Here is a 15,535-nt window from a genome sequence, read left to right as displayed (position 1 = left end):
AACCAGAGCTATTCGGGCGCAGCCGCCGCGCGATGGCATGACGGCGCGCCGGGGGCCAGGCCGGTCTCAGACGGTTTCGGTGACCTTGCGCAGATGCGGCGGCGTATCCGGATCAAATCCGCGCCGACGGGCCAGGGCCTCGACAAAGGCGTAGAAGCTGGCCGACATCACCAGCGGCGCCACCAGCGGATGCAGGTCGGGGACCGAGGGCAGCCGCGTGGCCCCTGTTGCATCGGCACCGGTCAGGAAGACATCGGCCCCCTGTGCGGCCAGCCGCTCGGCGGTGGCCTTCACCTGCGGCAGGGCCATGTCGTCCAGGCCCAGTGCCAGCACCGGGAAATGCGCCTGCACGATGGCCGAGGGACCATGAAGCACCTCGGCGGCGCTATAGGCTTCGGCATGGATGCCCGAGGTTTCCTTGAACTTCAGCGCAGCCTCGCTGGCGATGGCAAAGCCCGGTCCGCGCCCCAGCACATAGGCCTGCGAGGCCCGCGCAAGACGCGCCGACAGGGGCGACCAGTCCAGCGCGACCGCCTGTGAAAATGCATCCGGCAGATCCGTGACCGCGCGGCGCAGCGCATCGTCTTCGGACCATTCCGCCAGCAATGCCAGACCGGCCATGACCGACGTGACAAAGGTCTTCGTGGCGGCGACGCTTTGTTCCGCTCCGGCCTGCAGCGCAAGGCAATGTTCGGATGCCTGTGCCAGCGGGCTGTCGGCGTGATTGGTGATGGCCAGCGACAAGGCGCCACCGGCACCTGCGGTTCTCATCATGTCGACCAGATCGGGGCTGCGACCGGATTGTGAAATGCCGATGCAGACACCGTCCTTCAGCCTGAGCGGGCGTTTGTAGATCGAGGCAACCGATGGGCCCACCGAGGCGACGGGCACGCCCATCTGCAATTCAATGGCATATTTCAGGTAGGTGGCGGCATGATCCGATGAGCCGCGTGCCACCGTGGCGATCACGCGGGGATCGCTGTTGCGCAGCGCCCTGGCCGCGGATCGGACGGCATCGCCGGATCCCGACAGGAAACGCGCGGCTGCGACGGGGATTTCCAGAACTTCGCGCGCCATATGGCTTTGGGTCATTGGCTTTCCTTCGGCTCTCTTGGTCGAGACATGGCTTCCGGCCCGCTGGGTAATATCAATCTGCGCAGATGGGACGGGGCCGTGATCGGTTCCTTGCGGGCGCGGCATGGCCAGCTTTGGCGCAGGATAACAAAGCCATATCAAATGAAAAGACCAGTCAGGGTATCTGCCCCGACTGGTCATTCGGACACCCGCCGCCAGAGATTGATCGGCTTCAGCGGATGCTGATCGGCTGGATGAACGAGTAGCTGGCTTTGGTCAGCGCCTTGGGGGCCGCCGGACAGCGGGCCCGTTTGGCGCCACGGGTGATCTCGCGGTCCACCCGCGCATTGCCCGACGAGCCAGAGATCTGAGCGGCCTGAACCCGGCCGTTGCGGCCCATGCGTATGCTCAGCGTGGCACGCAGGCCCGAACCGCCCGAGGTCCGCGCGATGCTGCGCAGCAGGCAAGAGGATATCTGCGCCTGCCATTGGGCCTGCAGGCTGGCGCGTTGCTTGGCGCTCATGCCACCGCCGCCACCGCCGGAACGCGTGGCCTTGGCCTGTCCGCCCTGACCCGCGCGTGAGGCAGCGGCGGATTGTTGCTGCTTTTGGGCGGTCGTGCGCTTTTGCGGCTGTGCCCTGGGCTTGGCCGGTTGTTTCCTGGCGACCTGACGTTTGGGTTCGGGTTTGGCCGGTCGCCTTTCAGGGCGCGCCGAGGCGCTGAGCGTCAGCGCTGGCTCTGCCTTGATCTCGGGCGGTTCGAAGCTGCGCAGTTCGGGCAGGTTTTCCCTGGCAATTTCCACGCGCGGCGCTTCCGGTGGCGGCGGCAGGTTGGGGCGGGCCACGGCCTCGGGCTGTGGCAGGGGATCGGGCTGCGTCATGGCCGGGGGTTCGGGCTGGGGCATCGGCTGTGGCGTGACATCCGCCGTCTCGTCGACCGGCGGTTGGATCTGTTCGGGCTGGACCGGTTCGGGATCAAGCGCGGGCGGGGCATCCCACTGGGCCACAAGCTCCTGCATGTCGGTGGAACCTGCGGCCAATGCTGCGGGCGGTGCGTCCTGCGGTGCGCCGCGCTTGACCTGCTCGGGCAGGATCAGGGCCGCTGCCGAGACATGCAGGGCTGCGGCGATCACGAAGAATGCTGCTGTCTCGATGACACGTCTTGAGGGCATCTCAGCCTCCGTTCACGACCAGTTGCGCGCCGATATCGCTTGTCTGGCGCAATTGCCGCAGAACTGCGGCCAGATGATGGGCGGGCATGGCGCTGTCGGCACGAATTTCCAGATCCTCGCCATCGTCGCGCGCTGCAATCAACGGCCAGACGTCTTCTCCGCGGGCCTCGTCGTAGGCCAACTCGCCCTCGGCCGAGATATACAGCACGCCACGATCCTGCGCGGCCAGTTCGGACTTGCTTTCGGGGGGCGTGATCTCGAAGGGCTCGCGCGGGGTGATCTGTGCCGTCAGCAGAAAGAAGATCAGCAGCAGGAACACCACATTGATCATCGGAATGATCGATTCGGCCTTGGGCTTGCGGGGCGGCATGTCGATTTGCATCGGCTTACTCGATCAGGATCAGATTGGATAAACCGCCAGCGGACAGCCGGTCCATGACATCGACCATCTGCTGCAGATCGGCATCATCGCGGGCGCGCAGGACCACGGCACCGCCGTCCTCGGGCATCAGCGCCTTCAGCGCAGCGACCAGTTCATCGGGATCGGTCGGCACGCCGTTCAGCGAGATCGAGTCCGGCGCCACATCGACCAGACGGGGCGGGCCCTGCCATTCGCTTGCCGCGCCTTCGGCACCTCCGGCAATGGGCAGAACGGCATCCATTCCGAAACGCGAGGACAGCATGAAGAAGATCAGCAGCAGGAAGACGACGTCGATCATCGGCGTCAGCGACATCCGGCGCGGATGTCGGCGAGGTCCCAGATCAAAGCCGTCCTCGGTCATTCCGCAGCCTCAAGGTGACGCGCGGCGGGCTGATCGGCGACGGGTGCCTTGACGAAGATGCGGGTGGCCAGATCCTCCATGTCGGCCTGCAGCTTGTCGACCACGGATTCCAGCCAGCTGAGCGCGACACCGGCAGGGATGGCGACCGTCATGCCTGCGGCGGTGGTCAGCAGGGCTTCCCAGATGCCGCCAGCCAGTGCCGAAGGATCGGCACGGCTGCCCGCTTCCTGCAGCACCTGAAAGGCCGAGATCATGCCCAGCACCGTGCCCAGCAGGCCAAGCAGGGGCGCAATCGTTGCAATCAGCTCCAGCGCGCGCAGCCCTTCGCGGGCCCGAAACAGCGTCTGGCGCGCGATGCGCGATGTTTCTTCGCGCGCGGTCTTCTCGTCGATCGAGGGGTCCAGCGTGGTGCCGATCGCGGCCTGCGCCACGCGTGCCCGCGCCGACGGCCGGCCCTTGACCTCGGCCAGCGCCTGTCGTTGCTGGCCCTGGGTCCAGAGCTCCAGCGCGCGTTGCGAATGGCGACCGCCCCAGACACCCAGCTGCCATAGCGAACAGATCTTCCACAGCACCACTGCAAGCGTCACGACCGACAGCGCGGCAATCAGCCACATCGTCCAGCCGCCGTCGCGGATCATCGCAAAAAGGGGAATGGCTTCGATCATGGTGGCAAAAGAGGTCATCTCGTGTCTCCGTCCGGAGTGGATTCCGTGCTGTTCGGGGCGGACCAATAGGCGGCCAGATGGGTCATGCCTTTGGGAATTCCAAGTTCGTCCAGAATAGTCGATTTCAGTGGCCCAAGGCGCGATTTTTCGGTGGCGATCCAGATCGCCTGCGCGTTGGTGCCGGTTCTGCGCAGTTTCTCGGCAAGTTCGGCCTCGCCGCGCGGGGTGACATGCAGCGTGATGCCGGGATGTTCGGGAAGCGGATAATCGGCACTGTCCCCGAACAGATAGCAATCGCCGCCGGCATTGGCGGGGGCGGCCTCGATTGCGCGGGCCAGTGCGGGATAGGCGGTTTCATCGCCGCCGATCAGCAGGCGTGCGCCGGTCGGGACACCACCGCCGCCCGGCCCGTTCAGACCGATGATGTCGCCGCTTTCTGCCTGACGGGCGAATTCGCAGATGCGGCCGCCGTCATGGACAAAGATATCGGTATCCATCCAACCGGCCGCGGCGTCGATATGGCGCACCGTATAGGCGGGGCGATGCAGCGCGGCCGCGCCTTTGGGCCAGACCGTGCGCCCTTCGGCGTCCATCACCGGCCAGGACGGGGTGGTGACGCCCTGGGGCTGCAGCACCAGCCGGAAATGGATCAGGGTTTCGGCAAAGCGGAACAGATCGTCCGATTCGATGCGCATCCGCAGAAAGTCCCGGCCAAGCGGCTTCACCGAGGCGACCCGCCCCAGACTGAAGCTGGGCGGTGTCGCCGGCGCGCTGGCCGGACGGTTGAGAGAGGGATCATGCCGCATCATCGGAACCTTGTCTTGTCCGGGCGCATCGAAACGCCTGGGGCAGCGCGGGATGGCCAATATCAATCGCCTAAAGTTTCCGACTAAATATGTCAAGAATGTGGATCCGGTGAATTTCCCGTCTCCGCTTGAGGCAGGGAAGGGAACCGGGCATGTTGTTTCCATGGCAGTTTTTCCCGCGATCATTCTGGCAGGAGGGCGCTCGTCACGGATGGGCGGTGGCGACAAGGGGCTCTTGCCGCTGCGGGGGCGTCCGATGATCGCCCATGTCATCGACCGTTTGACACCGCAATGCGCGGCTCTGGCACTCAGCGCCAATGGCGATGCGCAGCGCTTTGCGGAATTCGGCCTGCCCGTTCTGCCCGACAGCCTGCCCGACCGTCCCGGTCCGCTGGCAGGGATTCTGGTGGGGCTGGATTGGGCGGCCGCGCAGGGCCATGCAGCGATTGTCAGCGCGGCCGCGGATACGCCCTTCCTGCCGCGCGACCTGGTGGCGCGGCTTGCCGCAGCCACCCCTTCGGGGGGAATCGCGCTGGCGACCTCGACCGATGGATCGGGGCAGATCCACGAGCATCCGACTTTCGGGATGTGGCCGACCGCCCTGCGCGACGAGTTGCGCGCAAGGCTGCTGCGCGGAGAGCGCCGGGTTCGCGATCTGGCCCGCGCCCATCAAGCCAGACATGTGTCCTGGCATGGTGACGGGGTCGATCCTTTCTTCAATATCAATACGCCACAGGATCTGATGCTGGCCCAGAGGCTGATGGCAGAGCGGGATATGTCCTGAACCACGTGACGTGCTTACAAGATATTTCCGCCACGGCAAAAGATGTGCTTTCATACCTTTGAACCCGTTGTCCGGGCATCGGGCAGATAGAGGCAGATGTCTTGTGCCGCCCGCATGCAGACTCTGGCAAGGGAGGCAGGAGGGATATCGCAAGGGGAAGGGGGCACCAGATGCTGAACCGAAGGCTGGCCAAGGAATTTCTGACCACGGTTGCCGGGATCCGGCGCGGAAAACTGACGCTGACCACTCCTGACGGACAGCTTCGCCATTTCGGGGGGCAGGAAAACGGACCGGAAGCGGATTTCATTCTGCATGACTGGCGTACCATTCCGGCGCTGGCGGCCAAGGGCGATATCGGGCTGGCCGAAGCCTATCGTGACGGCTGGTGCGATACATCCGACCTTGAAGCATTGCTGCGGCTGGCGCTGATGAATGAAGACGTGCTGGATCGGTATATCTATGGCCGTCGTCTGCAGGCGCTGGCGATGCGGGCGCTTTATCTGTTCAACCGTAACACCCGCGCGGGCGCGCGACGCAATATCGCCGCGCACTATGATCTCGGGAACGACTTTTACGCGCTCTGGCTGGATCGCAGCATGACCTATTCTTCGGCACTGTTTGGTGAAGGCGACGATCTGACGGCGGCCCAGCAGCGCAAATATGACCGGATCATCGACAACCTGACCCGGCCTTCCGGGCGGCTGCTGGAAATCGGCTGCGGCTGGGGTGGATTTGCCGAACGCGCGCTGGCGCGGGGCGATTTCGCCGCCAAGGGGCTGACCCTGTCGGTGGAACAGGCAGAGTTTGCCCGCAGGCGGCTGGGGAATGATGTCGATATCGCGCTGCAGGACTACCGGGATGAGGGCCGACGCTATGATCATGTCGTCTCCATCGAGATGTTCGAGGCCGTCGGCGAGCGTTACTGGCCCGCCTATTTCGGCAAGCTGGCACAGGTGCTGACAGATCGTGGCAGGGCCGTCATTCAGACCATTACCGTGGCCGACCGCTATTTCGACCGCTATCGCAAGGGCGGTGACATGATCCGCAGCTTTATCTTTCCCGGTGGCATGTTGCCCTCACCCGCGCGATTTCAGGCCGAGGCCGAGCGCGCCGGTCTGGCCGTGCAGGACAGCTTTGGCTTTGGTCGCGATTATGCCCGGACGCTGCGGGAATGGCTGGGTCGTTTCGATGCGAATCTGCCGCGTATCCGCGATCTGGGCTTTGACGATGCCTTCATCCGGATCTGGCGCTTTTACCTTGCGGCCTGTGCGGCCTCTTTCGCGGTGGGGCGCACCGATGTGATTCAATATCGGCTGGCACGGGTCTGACCGCATCCTGCGGCATTTTCCGTGATGTCGCGGAACGCATGGCCGCAGCGGACGTTGGCAAGGCGGAATGACCGGTGTTGCGCCATGTCAGAACCCAAAGGAGTCACAATGTCCCGACATCTTTCGCTGCTGGTGGTGATTGCCGTGCTGGCTTTCGTGGCATCGCCCTTTCTGTTTGGTCAGTTTGGTGGCTATCCGCCGGAGTTGTTCCCGGTGCCGCAGGATGACCCGCCGGTACAGCCCGCCGGCTGGGCCTTTTCAATCTGGGGTGTGATCTATGCCTGGCTTGTGGCGAGCGCGGCCTTTGGCCTTGTCGCGCGACGCAGCACCCCGGATTGGACCGCGATGCGTCTGCCGCTGCTGGCTTCGCTGGTGATGGGATTTTTCTGGATTCCCTTGGCGGGCCATGCCCCGGTCTGGGCGACATTGCTGATTCTGCTCATGACGGCTTGTGCCATTCTGGCCATGATCCGGGCGGGCACGGGGGACGAGTGGTGGCAGGTCTTGCCGCTCGGGCTCTATGCCGGCTGGCTGACGGCGGCCAGCGGCGTTTCTATCGGCATCGTGCTGGGCGGATATGCAATCATGTCGCCGGTCTGGGCCGCCATCCTGTGTCTGATCCTGGTCTGTGCGGTTACATTGGCCGTTCAGGTTCAGCGCCCCATGGTCTGGACCTATGCGTTGGCGGTGATATGGGCGCTGTTTGGCGTGATTGTCGCCAATCTGTCGCCGGTCAGCCCCGCCACGGTTATCGTTGCGGGGCTGGGCATGATGGCCATCGGGCTGATTGCATGGCGCGCCCGCCGGACTGTGACGGACCCGGATCATCCATGAGCCATGCCATCATCTCTTCTTGAAGCCCTCATAGGCGGTCATCGCCCGCGCCCGGCCATGGGCCAGCGACATCTCGGGAAGAGGTTTGTGACGCAGGTCGATCCTCCATGAGAGCGGGGCCGCCTTTGCAAAGGCGCGGGCATTGGGGCTGTCGGGGTCCAGCCATAGATCGCTATAGCCTGCGCCCCGGTCGAATTTCCCTGCTTGCGTCTCGGGGTTGAATATCCGGAAATAGGGCGAGGCATCCGGCCCGCATCCCGCGACCCATTGCCAGTTCATGGCATTTGACGCCGGGTCCCAATCGGTCAGTGTCCGTTCGAACCATTGCCGACCAAGGCGCCAATCCGTCAGCAGATGTTTGGTCAGATAGCTGGCCGCGATCATGCGGACGCGGTTGTGCATGCGTCCGGTCACGAACAACTCGCGCATGCCCGCATCGATGATCGGGATACCGGTCTGACCCTTTCGCCATGCCTGCGCATCGGTATTGTCCGGCTTCCACGGAAAATCATTCCATTCTGATCGCCAGCAGCGCGTTGCCATGTCGGGGGCGGCGTGAAACAGGTCGCGCGCAAACTCGCGCCAGGCAATCTCGCGCAGGAAATCATCCGTGCCCGCCTGGCCCTGCATGCGGGCATCCATGGCCATGCGCCAGATACGGCGGGCGCTGATTTCCCCGACAGCCAGCGCATCAGAGATCTGCGATGTCGCCTGGGGCTGGCCGGGCAGGTCGCGGCGGGTGACATAGCCGGGCACAGCCTCTTCCAGGAAGCGGTTCACCCTGTCATGCGCTGCGTCTTCCCCTGCAGTTACATGCTCGGCCAGAACCGTCCAGCCGCGCGCCATCGCGCTGCGCGCCTCGGGCCAGTCGATGGAATCACTGGCCGGCCAGTTCTCGGGCGAGGAGAGGGTCGGCACGGGCAGCGGCTGGGCGATGTCCTGGCTCCTCAAGGCTCGCCAGAAAGGCGTGAACACCTTGTAGGTGCCGCCCTGACCGGTACGGACCGAGCCACGTGGCACCAGATCAGCCGAGGGATGCAAATGCAGTTCCGCGCCTGCGGCCCGGACCGTTTCCTGCAATCCGTGGTCATTGGCAAAGGGAAAGCCTTGGGTGGTATGCAGTTGTGTCGCGCCGGTCTCGGACAGAATCCGGGTGATCACCTTCTGCGGATCGCCCCGGCGCAGGATCAACTGGCTGTGATGGCGATTCAGGGCGGCCTGCAAATGCGGCAGCGACATGGCCTGACGCTGCGCGCTGGCCGGGTGATCACGGGCCTCATCGGGGTCCAGAATGACAAGGGGGATGACCTTGCCCGCCGCGCAGGCCGCATTCAGCGCCGGATGATCGTCCAGTCGCAAGACCCGTCTGAACCAGCAGATGACCGTCATGGAATTCTCCTTGCTATGCCCCTGATACACGCGCGAAACCGCCAAAAGTTGCATGCGGCGCCGCAGTTCCATGGCCGGGCCGTCGCCGCGCGGCATTGTCAGTGCGCCAACGGGTGGTATAGCAAAGGGCAGGTATCGCCCATATAGGCCGCTCTCGTGACGCAATCTTCTCTGTCCTCCGGTTTTGTTTCCCTTGTCTCGGCTGGTCCGGGAGACCCCGAATTGCTGACATTGAAGGCCGTGCGCAGGCTGGCACAGGCGGATGTCGTGCTGTTCGACGATCTCGCATCGGGGCCGGTTCTGGATCACGCTGGGGCCCAGGCCGAACTGATATCGGTCGGCAAGCGTGCGGGGCGCCCCTCGGCCCGACAGGAACATGTGAATGAATTGCTGGTCAGCCATGCGCAGGCCGGTCGTCGGGTCGTTCGCCTGAAGTCTGGCGATGCGGGAATTTTCGGTCGGCTGGAAGAGGAACTTGTGGCGCTGACACAGGCGGGTATCCCCTTCGAGATCGTGCCGGGCGTGACATCGGCAAGTGCTGCGGCGGCCGCGGCAGGCATTCCGCTGACCCGTCGGCTGACCTCGCGTCGGGTGCAATTCGTCACCGGTGCCGATGTGACGGGACATCTGCCCGAAGACATCAACTGGGCGGCTCTGGCAGATCCTGCCGTCACGACTGTCGTCTTCATGGGCCAGCGCAGTTTCCCGCGATTGGCCGAAGAGCTGCGGGCGCATGGACTGCCGTCAGAGACCCCGGCGCTGTTTGCCGAGGCGGTGGGGCATCCCCATCAGCGACTGGTCCGCACGACCATCGGTGAACTGGCGCAGATGATGGCGGATGCCAAGGTGGTCCAGCCGGGTATCATCCTTTACGGCCCCCTGGCTTTCCAGATCGGCGCAGAGCCGCAGACGGTCTGACGTCAGATCGTAAGAATTCCATTAAACTTCAAAGTATTTCCTTCCCGATAGCGGGGGCGATTGTTAATCCGCGCGGACTAGGGTCATGGCGAACCTTAGAACGCGTCCGAGGAACAGATGCTGACCTATCGCCATGTGGTCACCCATGGGGCCGCCCTGGCAGCTTGGCCCAAGACAATGACCGATCTGGTCATCGGGAAGGTCGGGCAAGGGGGCTATCTGCTGTTTTCGACGACGCAGCATGATGGCGGCATCATCAGCTATTCATTTCGCGACCCCGACATCCCGCTTGAGGTCGTGGACCGCCAGGCCTTTCCCAAGAGTTTCGCCTATCAGGGTGACCCCGAGATATCGCTCCTGAAGATCGGGGGTGACAGTTTCCTGTATCCCGGGATGATTGCGGGTTCTCAGGGGCTGGCACCGAAAATCGGCATGGATGGTGGGCTGACTTCCTTTGCGCGCGTCTTTCCGGCAGCGACGATCGGCACCAAGCTGACCGCGCTGGGACAGTTTTCGACCGCCGCCGGAGAGTTCATCTATACCGGGCGCGGCTCGGATTTGGGGCTGACCGTCTATCGGCTGTCGGCAGGCGGGGCGATCACAAAGCTGTCCTCGGTTGATCTGCCCCAGTCCGGCGCGCTTGCGGGGGCCTCGCTGGACCGGGTTCTGGATGTCGAGGTCGCCGGTCAGCGCCTGCTGGTGGCCGTTTCGGCGGGTGGAAACTTCATCGCGACGCATCAAGTCGGCGAGGACGGCGTATTGGGGCCGGGGGCAATGCATGTCGCGGCGCAGGGCACCGGCTATTTCATCCCCACCGAGGCCGAGGTTCTGCAATTCGGAGGGCGGGATTTCCTTGTGGTGGCAGGATCATCTTCCTCGTCTCTGACGGTGTTCAAACTGCGCCAGAATGGCGATTTGCAGGTCACGGATCATGTCATCGATGAGCGGACCACGCGGTTTCAATCTGCCACTGCCCTTGCGACGGCGGTGGTGGAGGGGCGCGGCTATGTTTTCGCCGGAGGCGCGGATGACGGCATCTCGGCTTTTGCGCTCTTGCCCGATGGCCGTCTGCTGCATCTGGCCAGCATCGCCGATGATACCGCGATGAGCCTGTCCGATGTCAGCGATATCGAGGCGCAGGTGATCGGGGACAAGATCGCCCTGTTCGTCTCCAGCGCGACAGAGGCGGGGGTGACACAGCTGTCCCTTGATCCCGGCGAGATCGGCGTCACCGCATTCGCAGGCTCGGGCATCTCGCGTGGTGGGGCGGGGGACGATCTGCTGGTGGCGCGGGTCGGAACCTCGCGGCTCGAGGGCGGCGATGGAGATGACATTCTGGTTGCCGGTGATGAGGGGCTTACCCTCATTGGCGGGGCGGGGGCCGATACCTTCGTGCTGTCGCGCGTTGACGGGCGGATCGTGATCAAGGACTTCCAGCCGGATCAGGACCGGCTGGACATGTCCATGCTGGGCATGATCCGCAGCACGTGGCAGCTGACGTTTCAGCCCAGAAATTACGGCATGCGCATCAGCTATGGCGATAGCCATGTGGATATCTACAGCAGCGATGGCGGGCCCCTGTCCGCCGGCGCGTTTACGAACGCCATGTTTCCGCTGTCCCATTATCTGCTGCCCGAACTGGACCCGAAAGCCGTGTCAGCGGATGACGCCCCGACGACGGTCGGTCGCTGGCTGTTTGGCGGGGCCGGTGGCGATCAACTGCTTGGCGGCCAGGGCCCGGACAATATGCAGGGTCAGGCCGGGAATGACACGCTGTCGGCTTCGGGCGGGGATGACACCCTGCACGGGGATGAAGGGCATGACCTGTTGCGCGGGGGAGATGGGCAGGACGGGCTGTATGGCGGCGCAGGCAATGATACGTTCTTCGGAGATTCAGGACAGGACAGCCTGTGGGGTGAGACCGGCACCGACCTGCTGTATGGTGGTGCGGACAATGATCATCTCCATGGTGGCACGGGCCATGATCGCCTTTACGGCGGCAGTGGCAGCGACAAGCTGTATGGCGAAGGCGGCAATGACGTCCTGTCGGGCGACGGGGGCGATGATCTTCTGGCTGGTGGCAATGGCCGCGATACGCTGATCGGTGGCAGCGGACAGGACAGGCTATATGGTCAGGGAGGAGATGATGCCCTCTACGGCGGGGACGGAGATGATCTGCTGGACGGTGGCTCGGGCAATGACACGCTTATGGGAGAGAATGGCGACGACACCCTGAGCGCCAACTCCGGCCGGAACCTGCTCTACGGGGGGCGAGGCTCGGACCAGCTTTTGGGCGGAAGCGGCGATGACACGCTGCTGGGCGGCTTTGGGCACGACACGCTTGAAGCCATTTTCGGCGACAACGAGCTGTGGGGCAGGAACGGGAATGACCGTTTGATCGCCGGATCGGGCGCGGATTCATTGTATGGCGAAGGAGGGAACGATGTCCTGAAGGCGGGTGCTGGTGCAGACTGTCTGTCGGGGGGACAGGGCAGTGACACGCTCTACGGGCAGGATGGCAGGGATCTCCTCAAGGGAGGAAAGGGCCATGACTACCTTGGTGGCGGGGATGGAAACGACAGGATTTACGGTGGCTTTGGCAATGACACCCTTGTCGGCAAGAGTGGTCATGACTGGCTGGAGGATCCCGGCGGGAAGAACCGCTTCGAGGGCGGCGGCGGCAAGGATACCCTGATCGGAGGATCGGGAGAGGATCGGATGTCTGGCGGTCGCGGCGACGATCGCCTTGACGGGAAAAAGCGCGCCGACATTCTGGATGGCGGCTCTGGCGATGACCTGCTGCTGGGGCGCAAGGGCGCAGATACCCTGAAGGGAGGAGCCGGAGATGACACGCTGATCGGCGGAGAGGGCGCGGACTGGCTTTATGGGGGGCGTGGCAAGGATGTGTTCAGATATACCGATTGGGAGGACAGCGATCGGGGCGGCGATGCCGATGTGATCGTGAACTTCGTGCCGGGGCAGGACCTGGTGGACCTGAGGCAACTGGACCTGACCTATATCGGAGGGCGTGAATTTTCGGACGACCACCAGCTGCGCTGGACCTATGTCGGGGATGAGACAAGGATCCAGATCGATGCAGACGGTGACGGGCGGACCGACATGGCCCTGCGCATGACCGGACATCTAGACCTGTCTGCAGATGACTTTCTTTTCTAGTCCGGCACCGAGAGACGGGTGGCGGCCCATCGCGCCGCATCTGCGACGGCTTCGTCGGGATCATCCGTCAGGCCCTGAGCCACGGGTCGCAATTGTGGCTGGCCGGAATTGCCGATGGCATAGAGCACATTGCGAACCATGCGGTCGCGCCCGATACGCTTGATCGGGCTTCCGGAAAAACGTGCCCGAAACGCCGCATCATCCAGCGCGGCCAGTTCGGTCAGCGGGGGGGCGTCGATGATGCCGCGATAACGCATTTCCTGCCCCTGTCGGGCAAATTTGTTCCAAGGGCAGACCGCCAGACAGTCATCACAGCCATAGATACGGTTGCCCATCATGGCGCGCAGATCCGGATCGACCGGCCCGCGATGCTCGATCGTCAGATAAGAGATGCAGCGCCGGGCATCCAGCTGGAAGGGCGCGGGAAAGGCCGAGGTCGGGCAGATGTCGAGACAGGCCCGGCAGGATCCGCAGCGTTCCGTTTCTGGCGGATCGGGCGGCAGGGCACAGGTGGTAAAGATCGCACCCAGAAAGAACCAGCTGCCCAATTCGCGCGACAGCAGGTTCGTATGCTTGCCCTGCCAGCCAAGTCCTGCCGCCTGTGCCAGCGGTTTTTCCATGACCGGTGCCGTATCGACAAAGACCTTGATCTGTTCGTCAGGGTGATGTTCCAGCAGCCAGCGTCCCAGCCGCTTCAGCCGCTTCTTGACGATGTCATGGTAATCTCGCCCCTGGGCATAGACGCTGACCGCGCCAAGCCCGGGATGTTTCAGCACCTCCAGAGGGTCGTGATCGGGTGTATACAGTTCGGCCAGCATGATGACCGATCTTGCTTCGGGCCACAGGGCCGCGGGATCGCCCCGCCAATGGGTCCGTTCGGCCATCCAGCCCATCTGTCCGTGACGGTTGGCACGCAGGAACTCTTGCAGGCGTTCGGCGATCCGGGGCACGGAGTCGGGCCGCGTCACCCGCATCTGCGCAAAGCCCATCTCGCGGGCCTGGACGTCAAGAGCCTGCTTGAACTCATGCAAACCCTTGTCATCCCGCCCCCCGTCCGCAGGTGCGGCGGGTTCGGGGGATCTATCCGAAATCGAGTTCGGCATAATGCGGGGCCGGATGAATTCCGGGCACCTGATCGGCCAGAACCGAACGGAAGGCCGGGCGCGACTTGATGGTTGCATACCAGTCGCGCAGCATTTCCGAGCGATCCCAATCGACATCCGAAATGTAATCGAGACAGGAAAAATGCGCGGCTGCGGTGAAATCGGCCAGGGACAGGGTGTTGCCTGCCAGCCAGCGACGGCTTTCCAGCAAGGTGGTCAGGTAATCGATATGTTCCTTGATGGCGCGCAGCCCGTTCTTGACCTCGCGGCTGTCGGGATAGCCGGTGCGCATGATCTTCTTCCAGACCCGCTCGTTCATGATCGGCTGGGTGACTTCGCTGTTGAACTTGTCATCGAACCAGGCACACAGCCGCCGGACCTCGTGGCGTTCCAGCGGTGACTGGGGCATCAGCGGCGGGTTGGGCACCGCCTCGTCCAGATATTCGATGATGGCCTGGCTTTCGGCCAGCATGTTGCCGCGATAGCGCAGAACCGGCAGTTTTCCGGCCGGGTTGCGGCGTTTCAGATCGGGCGGGCTTTCCCAGTAGCGTTCCTCGACCAGTTCGACCTCGATCTTTTTCTCGGCCAGAACCAGCCGCACCTTCCGACAGAAGGGTGACAGCATGGAATGGTAAAGTCGCGTGGTCTGATTATTGTTGTTCATCGCCTGCTCGAGACCTCTTCGTTTCGCAACGTCGCCTTGATAAGCGCGCCCCCCGTCCGTTTCAACTGCGGGCTGCGTGTTACAGGCAACTGGCGCGGCCATCCCGGGCGATTGTGGCGGCCCCATCGGCGATTGCGCGTGAGCGGCGTGATGCATGCAGCGGATCGCGCGATTTCGGAGCTGGCAGGACTGCGGCCAGCCGGGCGGCCTGCACTGGCGTCAATCTGGCGGGGGTGACGCCATAGAATTCCCGTGCAGCGGCCTGAATGCCAAAGATGCCGGGGCCGAACTCCGCCACATTGAGATAGATTTCCAGGATGCGCGACTTGGACCACATGGCCTCGATCATCGGGGTATAGATGGTTTCCAGCAGTTTGCGCGGCCAGCTGCGCCCCTGCCACAGAAAGACATTCTTGGCGGTCTGCTGGGTGATCGTCGAAGCGCCGCGGCTGGAGCCCGAGGCCACGACCTTTCGGATCTCTGCCATGTCAAAGCCCCAGTGCAGGCAGAAATTCGCGTCCTCGGCCGCCACCACGGACCGGCGCATGACGGGGGCGATATCCTCGATATCCACCCAGGATCGCGGCTTGATCTGATATTGCCGCGACTGTGCGACGATGGTCCAGGTCGTGGGCGGGTTGATCAGACCGTAAAGCGCCACCAGCGCAGCCATCAGGGCCAGCACACGCAGGGCGAACCAGCGCGTCCAGATCAGCAGGCGTCGCAGCGGACGCCAGCGAATCGTCTTGGCTTTTCCGCCCGGTGCCGGGGGCAGGTCGGTTGCCGGAGGGCGGAACAGGGCGCGCAGGAACATGGCCCGGATTTGTCACGTCCCGTCAT

Annotated in this window: 15 protein-coding genes; 5 read left to right on the top strand and 10 right to left on the bottom strand. The window is 63.8% G+C overall.

Translation table 11 applies throughout. The features are described 5' to 3' along the window. Nucleotides 1–66 precede the first annotated feature (66 nt). The 6 genes from JHW44_RS12910 to JHW44_RS12885 form a co-directional block, all read right to left on the bottom strand. Nucleotides 67–1,092: an SIS domain-containing protein gene (locus tag JHW44_RS12910; protein ID WP_089342512.1), complete on the bottom strand. Its 1,026-nt coding sequence runs from the start codon at nucleotides 1,090–1,092 to the stop codon at nucleotides 67–69. 214 nt (nucleotides 1,093–1,306) lie between these two features. After that, nucleotides 1,307–2,245, bottom strand: a complete 939-nt coding sequence (locus JHW44_RS12905; protein WP_089342513.1) for an energy transducer TonB — start codon at nucleotides 2,243–2,245, stop codon at nucleotides 1,307–1,309. Between the two features lies 1 nt (nucleotide 2,246). Next, on the bottom strand, nucleotides 2,247–2,615 hold the full coding sequence (locus tag JHW44_RS12900; protein ID WP_179217597.1) for a biopolymer transporter ExbD: 369 nt from the start codon (nucleotides 2,613–2,615) through the stop codon (nucleotides 2,247–2,249). A gap of 16 nt (nucleotides 2,616–2,631) precedes the next feature. Next, nucleotides 2,632–3,027 (bottom strand): ExbD/TolR family protein, encoded by a 396-nt coding sequence (locus JHW44_RS12895; RefSeq protein ID WP_089342515.1) that lies wholly within the window; start codon nucleotides 3,025–3,027, stop codon nucleotides 2,632–2,634. Further along, nucleotides 3,024–3,710 carry a MotA/TolQ/ExbB proton channel family protein gene (locus tag JHW44_RS12890; protein ID WP_089342516.1) on the bottom strand — a complete coding sequence of 229 codons (687 nt, stop codon included), beginning with the start codon at nucleotides 3,708–3,710 and terminating at the stop codon, nucleotides 3,024–3,026. Before JHW44_RS12890 ends, JHW44_RS12895 begins: the two co-directional genes overlap by 4 nt. Then, complete coding sequence (locus tag JHW44_RS12885) at nucleotides 3,707–4,501, bottom strand: siderophore-interacting protein (RefSeq protein WP_179217598.1); 795 nt, start codon at nucleotides 4,499–4,501, stop codon at nucleotides 3,707–3,709. The genes JHW44_RS12890 and JHW44_RS12885 overlap by 4 nt, the downstream gene beginning before the upstream one ends. Nucleotides 4,502–4,661: 160 nt before the next feature. Between JHW44_RS12885 and mobA the strand changes: the two genes are divergently transcribed. From mobA to JHW44_RS12870, 3 genes are all read left to right on the top strand, one after another. After that, nucleotides 4,662–5,282 carry a molybdenum cofactor guanylyltransferase MobA gene (gene mobA / locus JHW44_RS12880; RefSeq protein ID WP_089342518.1) on the top strand — a complete coding sequence of 207 codons (621 nt, stop codon included), beginning with the start codon at nucleotides 4,662–4,664 and terminating at the stop codon, nucleotides 5,280–5,282. Between the two features lie 170 nt (nucleotides 5,283–5,452). Next, nucleotides 5,453–6,610, top strand: a complete 1,158-nt coding sequence (locus tag JHW44_RS12875) for an SAM-dependent methyltransferase (protein ID WP_089342519.1) — start codon at nucleotides 5,453–5,455, stop codon at nucleotides 6,608–6,610. Between the two features lie 108 nt (nucleotides 6,611–6,718). Then, nucleotides 6,719–7,444, top strand: coding sequence for a TspO/MBR family protein (locus JHW44_RS12870; RefSeq protein ID WP_245846716.1), 726 nt, complete (start codon nucleotides 6,719–6,721; stop codon nucleotides 7,442–7,444). A gap of 9 nt (nucleotides 7,445–7,453) precedes the next feature. Here the strand turns inward: JHW44_RS12870 and JHW44_RS12865 are convergent, their stop codons facing one another. Further along, on the bottom strand, nucleotides 7,454–8,833 hold the full coding sequence (locus JHW44_RS12865) for a cryptochrome/photolyase family protein (RefSeq protein ID WP_179217599.1): 1,380 nt from the start codon (nucleotides 8,831–8,833) through the stop codon (nucleotides 7,454–7,456). A 156-nt stretch (nucleotides 8,834–8,989) separates the two neighbouring features. Here JHW44_RS12865 and cobA point away from each other — a divergent pair, with 156 nt between their 5' ends. Beyond that, on the top strand, nucleotides 8,990–9,751 hold the full coding sequence (gene cobA, locus JHW44_RS12860) for a uroporphyrinogen-III C-methyltransferase (protein ID WP_245846717.1): 762 nt from the start codon (nucleotides 8,990–8,992) through the stop codon (nucleotides 9,749–9,751). Between the two features lie 117 nt (nucleotides 9,752–9,868). Beyond that, complete coding sequence (locus JHW44_RS12855; RefSeq protein WP_245846718.1) at nucleotides 9,869–12,928, top strand: calcium-binding protein; 3,060 nt, start codon at nucleotides 9,869–9,871, stop codon at nucleotides 12,926–12,928. On the opposite strand, the gene queG is transcribed toward JHW44_RS12855, so the two are convergent. From queG to mtgA, 3 genes are all read right to left on the bottom strand, one after another. Continuing rightward, a complete protein-coding gene (queG, locus tag JHW44_RS12850) occupies nucleotides 12,925–13,917 on the bottom strand; it encodes a tRNA epoxyqueuosine(34) reductase QueG (RefSeq protein WP_245846752.1) in 993 nt (330 codons plus the stop codon). The genes JHW44_RS12855 and queG overlap by 4 nt on opposite strands. Nucleotides 13,918–14,008: 91 nt before the next feature. Next, nucleotides 14,009–14,695, bottom strand: coding sequence for an FtsZ-binding protein FzlA (fzlA, locus tag JHW44_RS12845; RefSeq protein WP_089342523.1), 687 nt, complete (start codon nucleotides 14,693–14,695; stop codon nucleotides 14,009–14,011). A gap of 79 nt (nucleotides 14,696–14,774) precedes the next feature. Further along, the gene (mtgA, locus tag JHW44_RS12840; RefSeq protein ID WP_089342524.1) at nucleotides 14,775–15,509 is read right to left on the bottom strand and encodes a monofunctional biosynthetic peptidoglycan transglycosylase; all 735 of its coding nucleotides are present in this window, start codon (nucleotides 15,507–15,509) and stop codon (nucleotides 14,775–14,777) included. Between the last annotated feature and the right edge of the window lie 26 nt (nucleotides 15,510–15,535).

The organism is Paracoccus seriniphilus, from assembly GCF_028553745.1.
GTDB lineage: Bacteria > Pseudomonadota > Alphaproteobacteria > Rhodobacterales > Rhodobacteraceae > Paracoccus > Paracoccus seriniphilus.
This window is presented reverse-complemented; position numbering and strand designations above follow the sequence as displayed.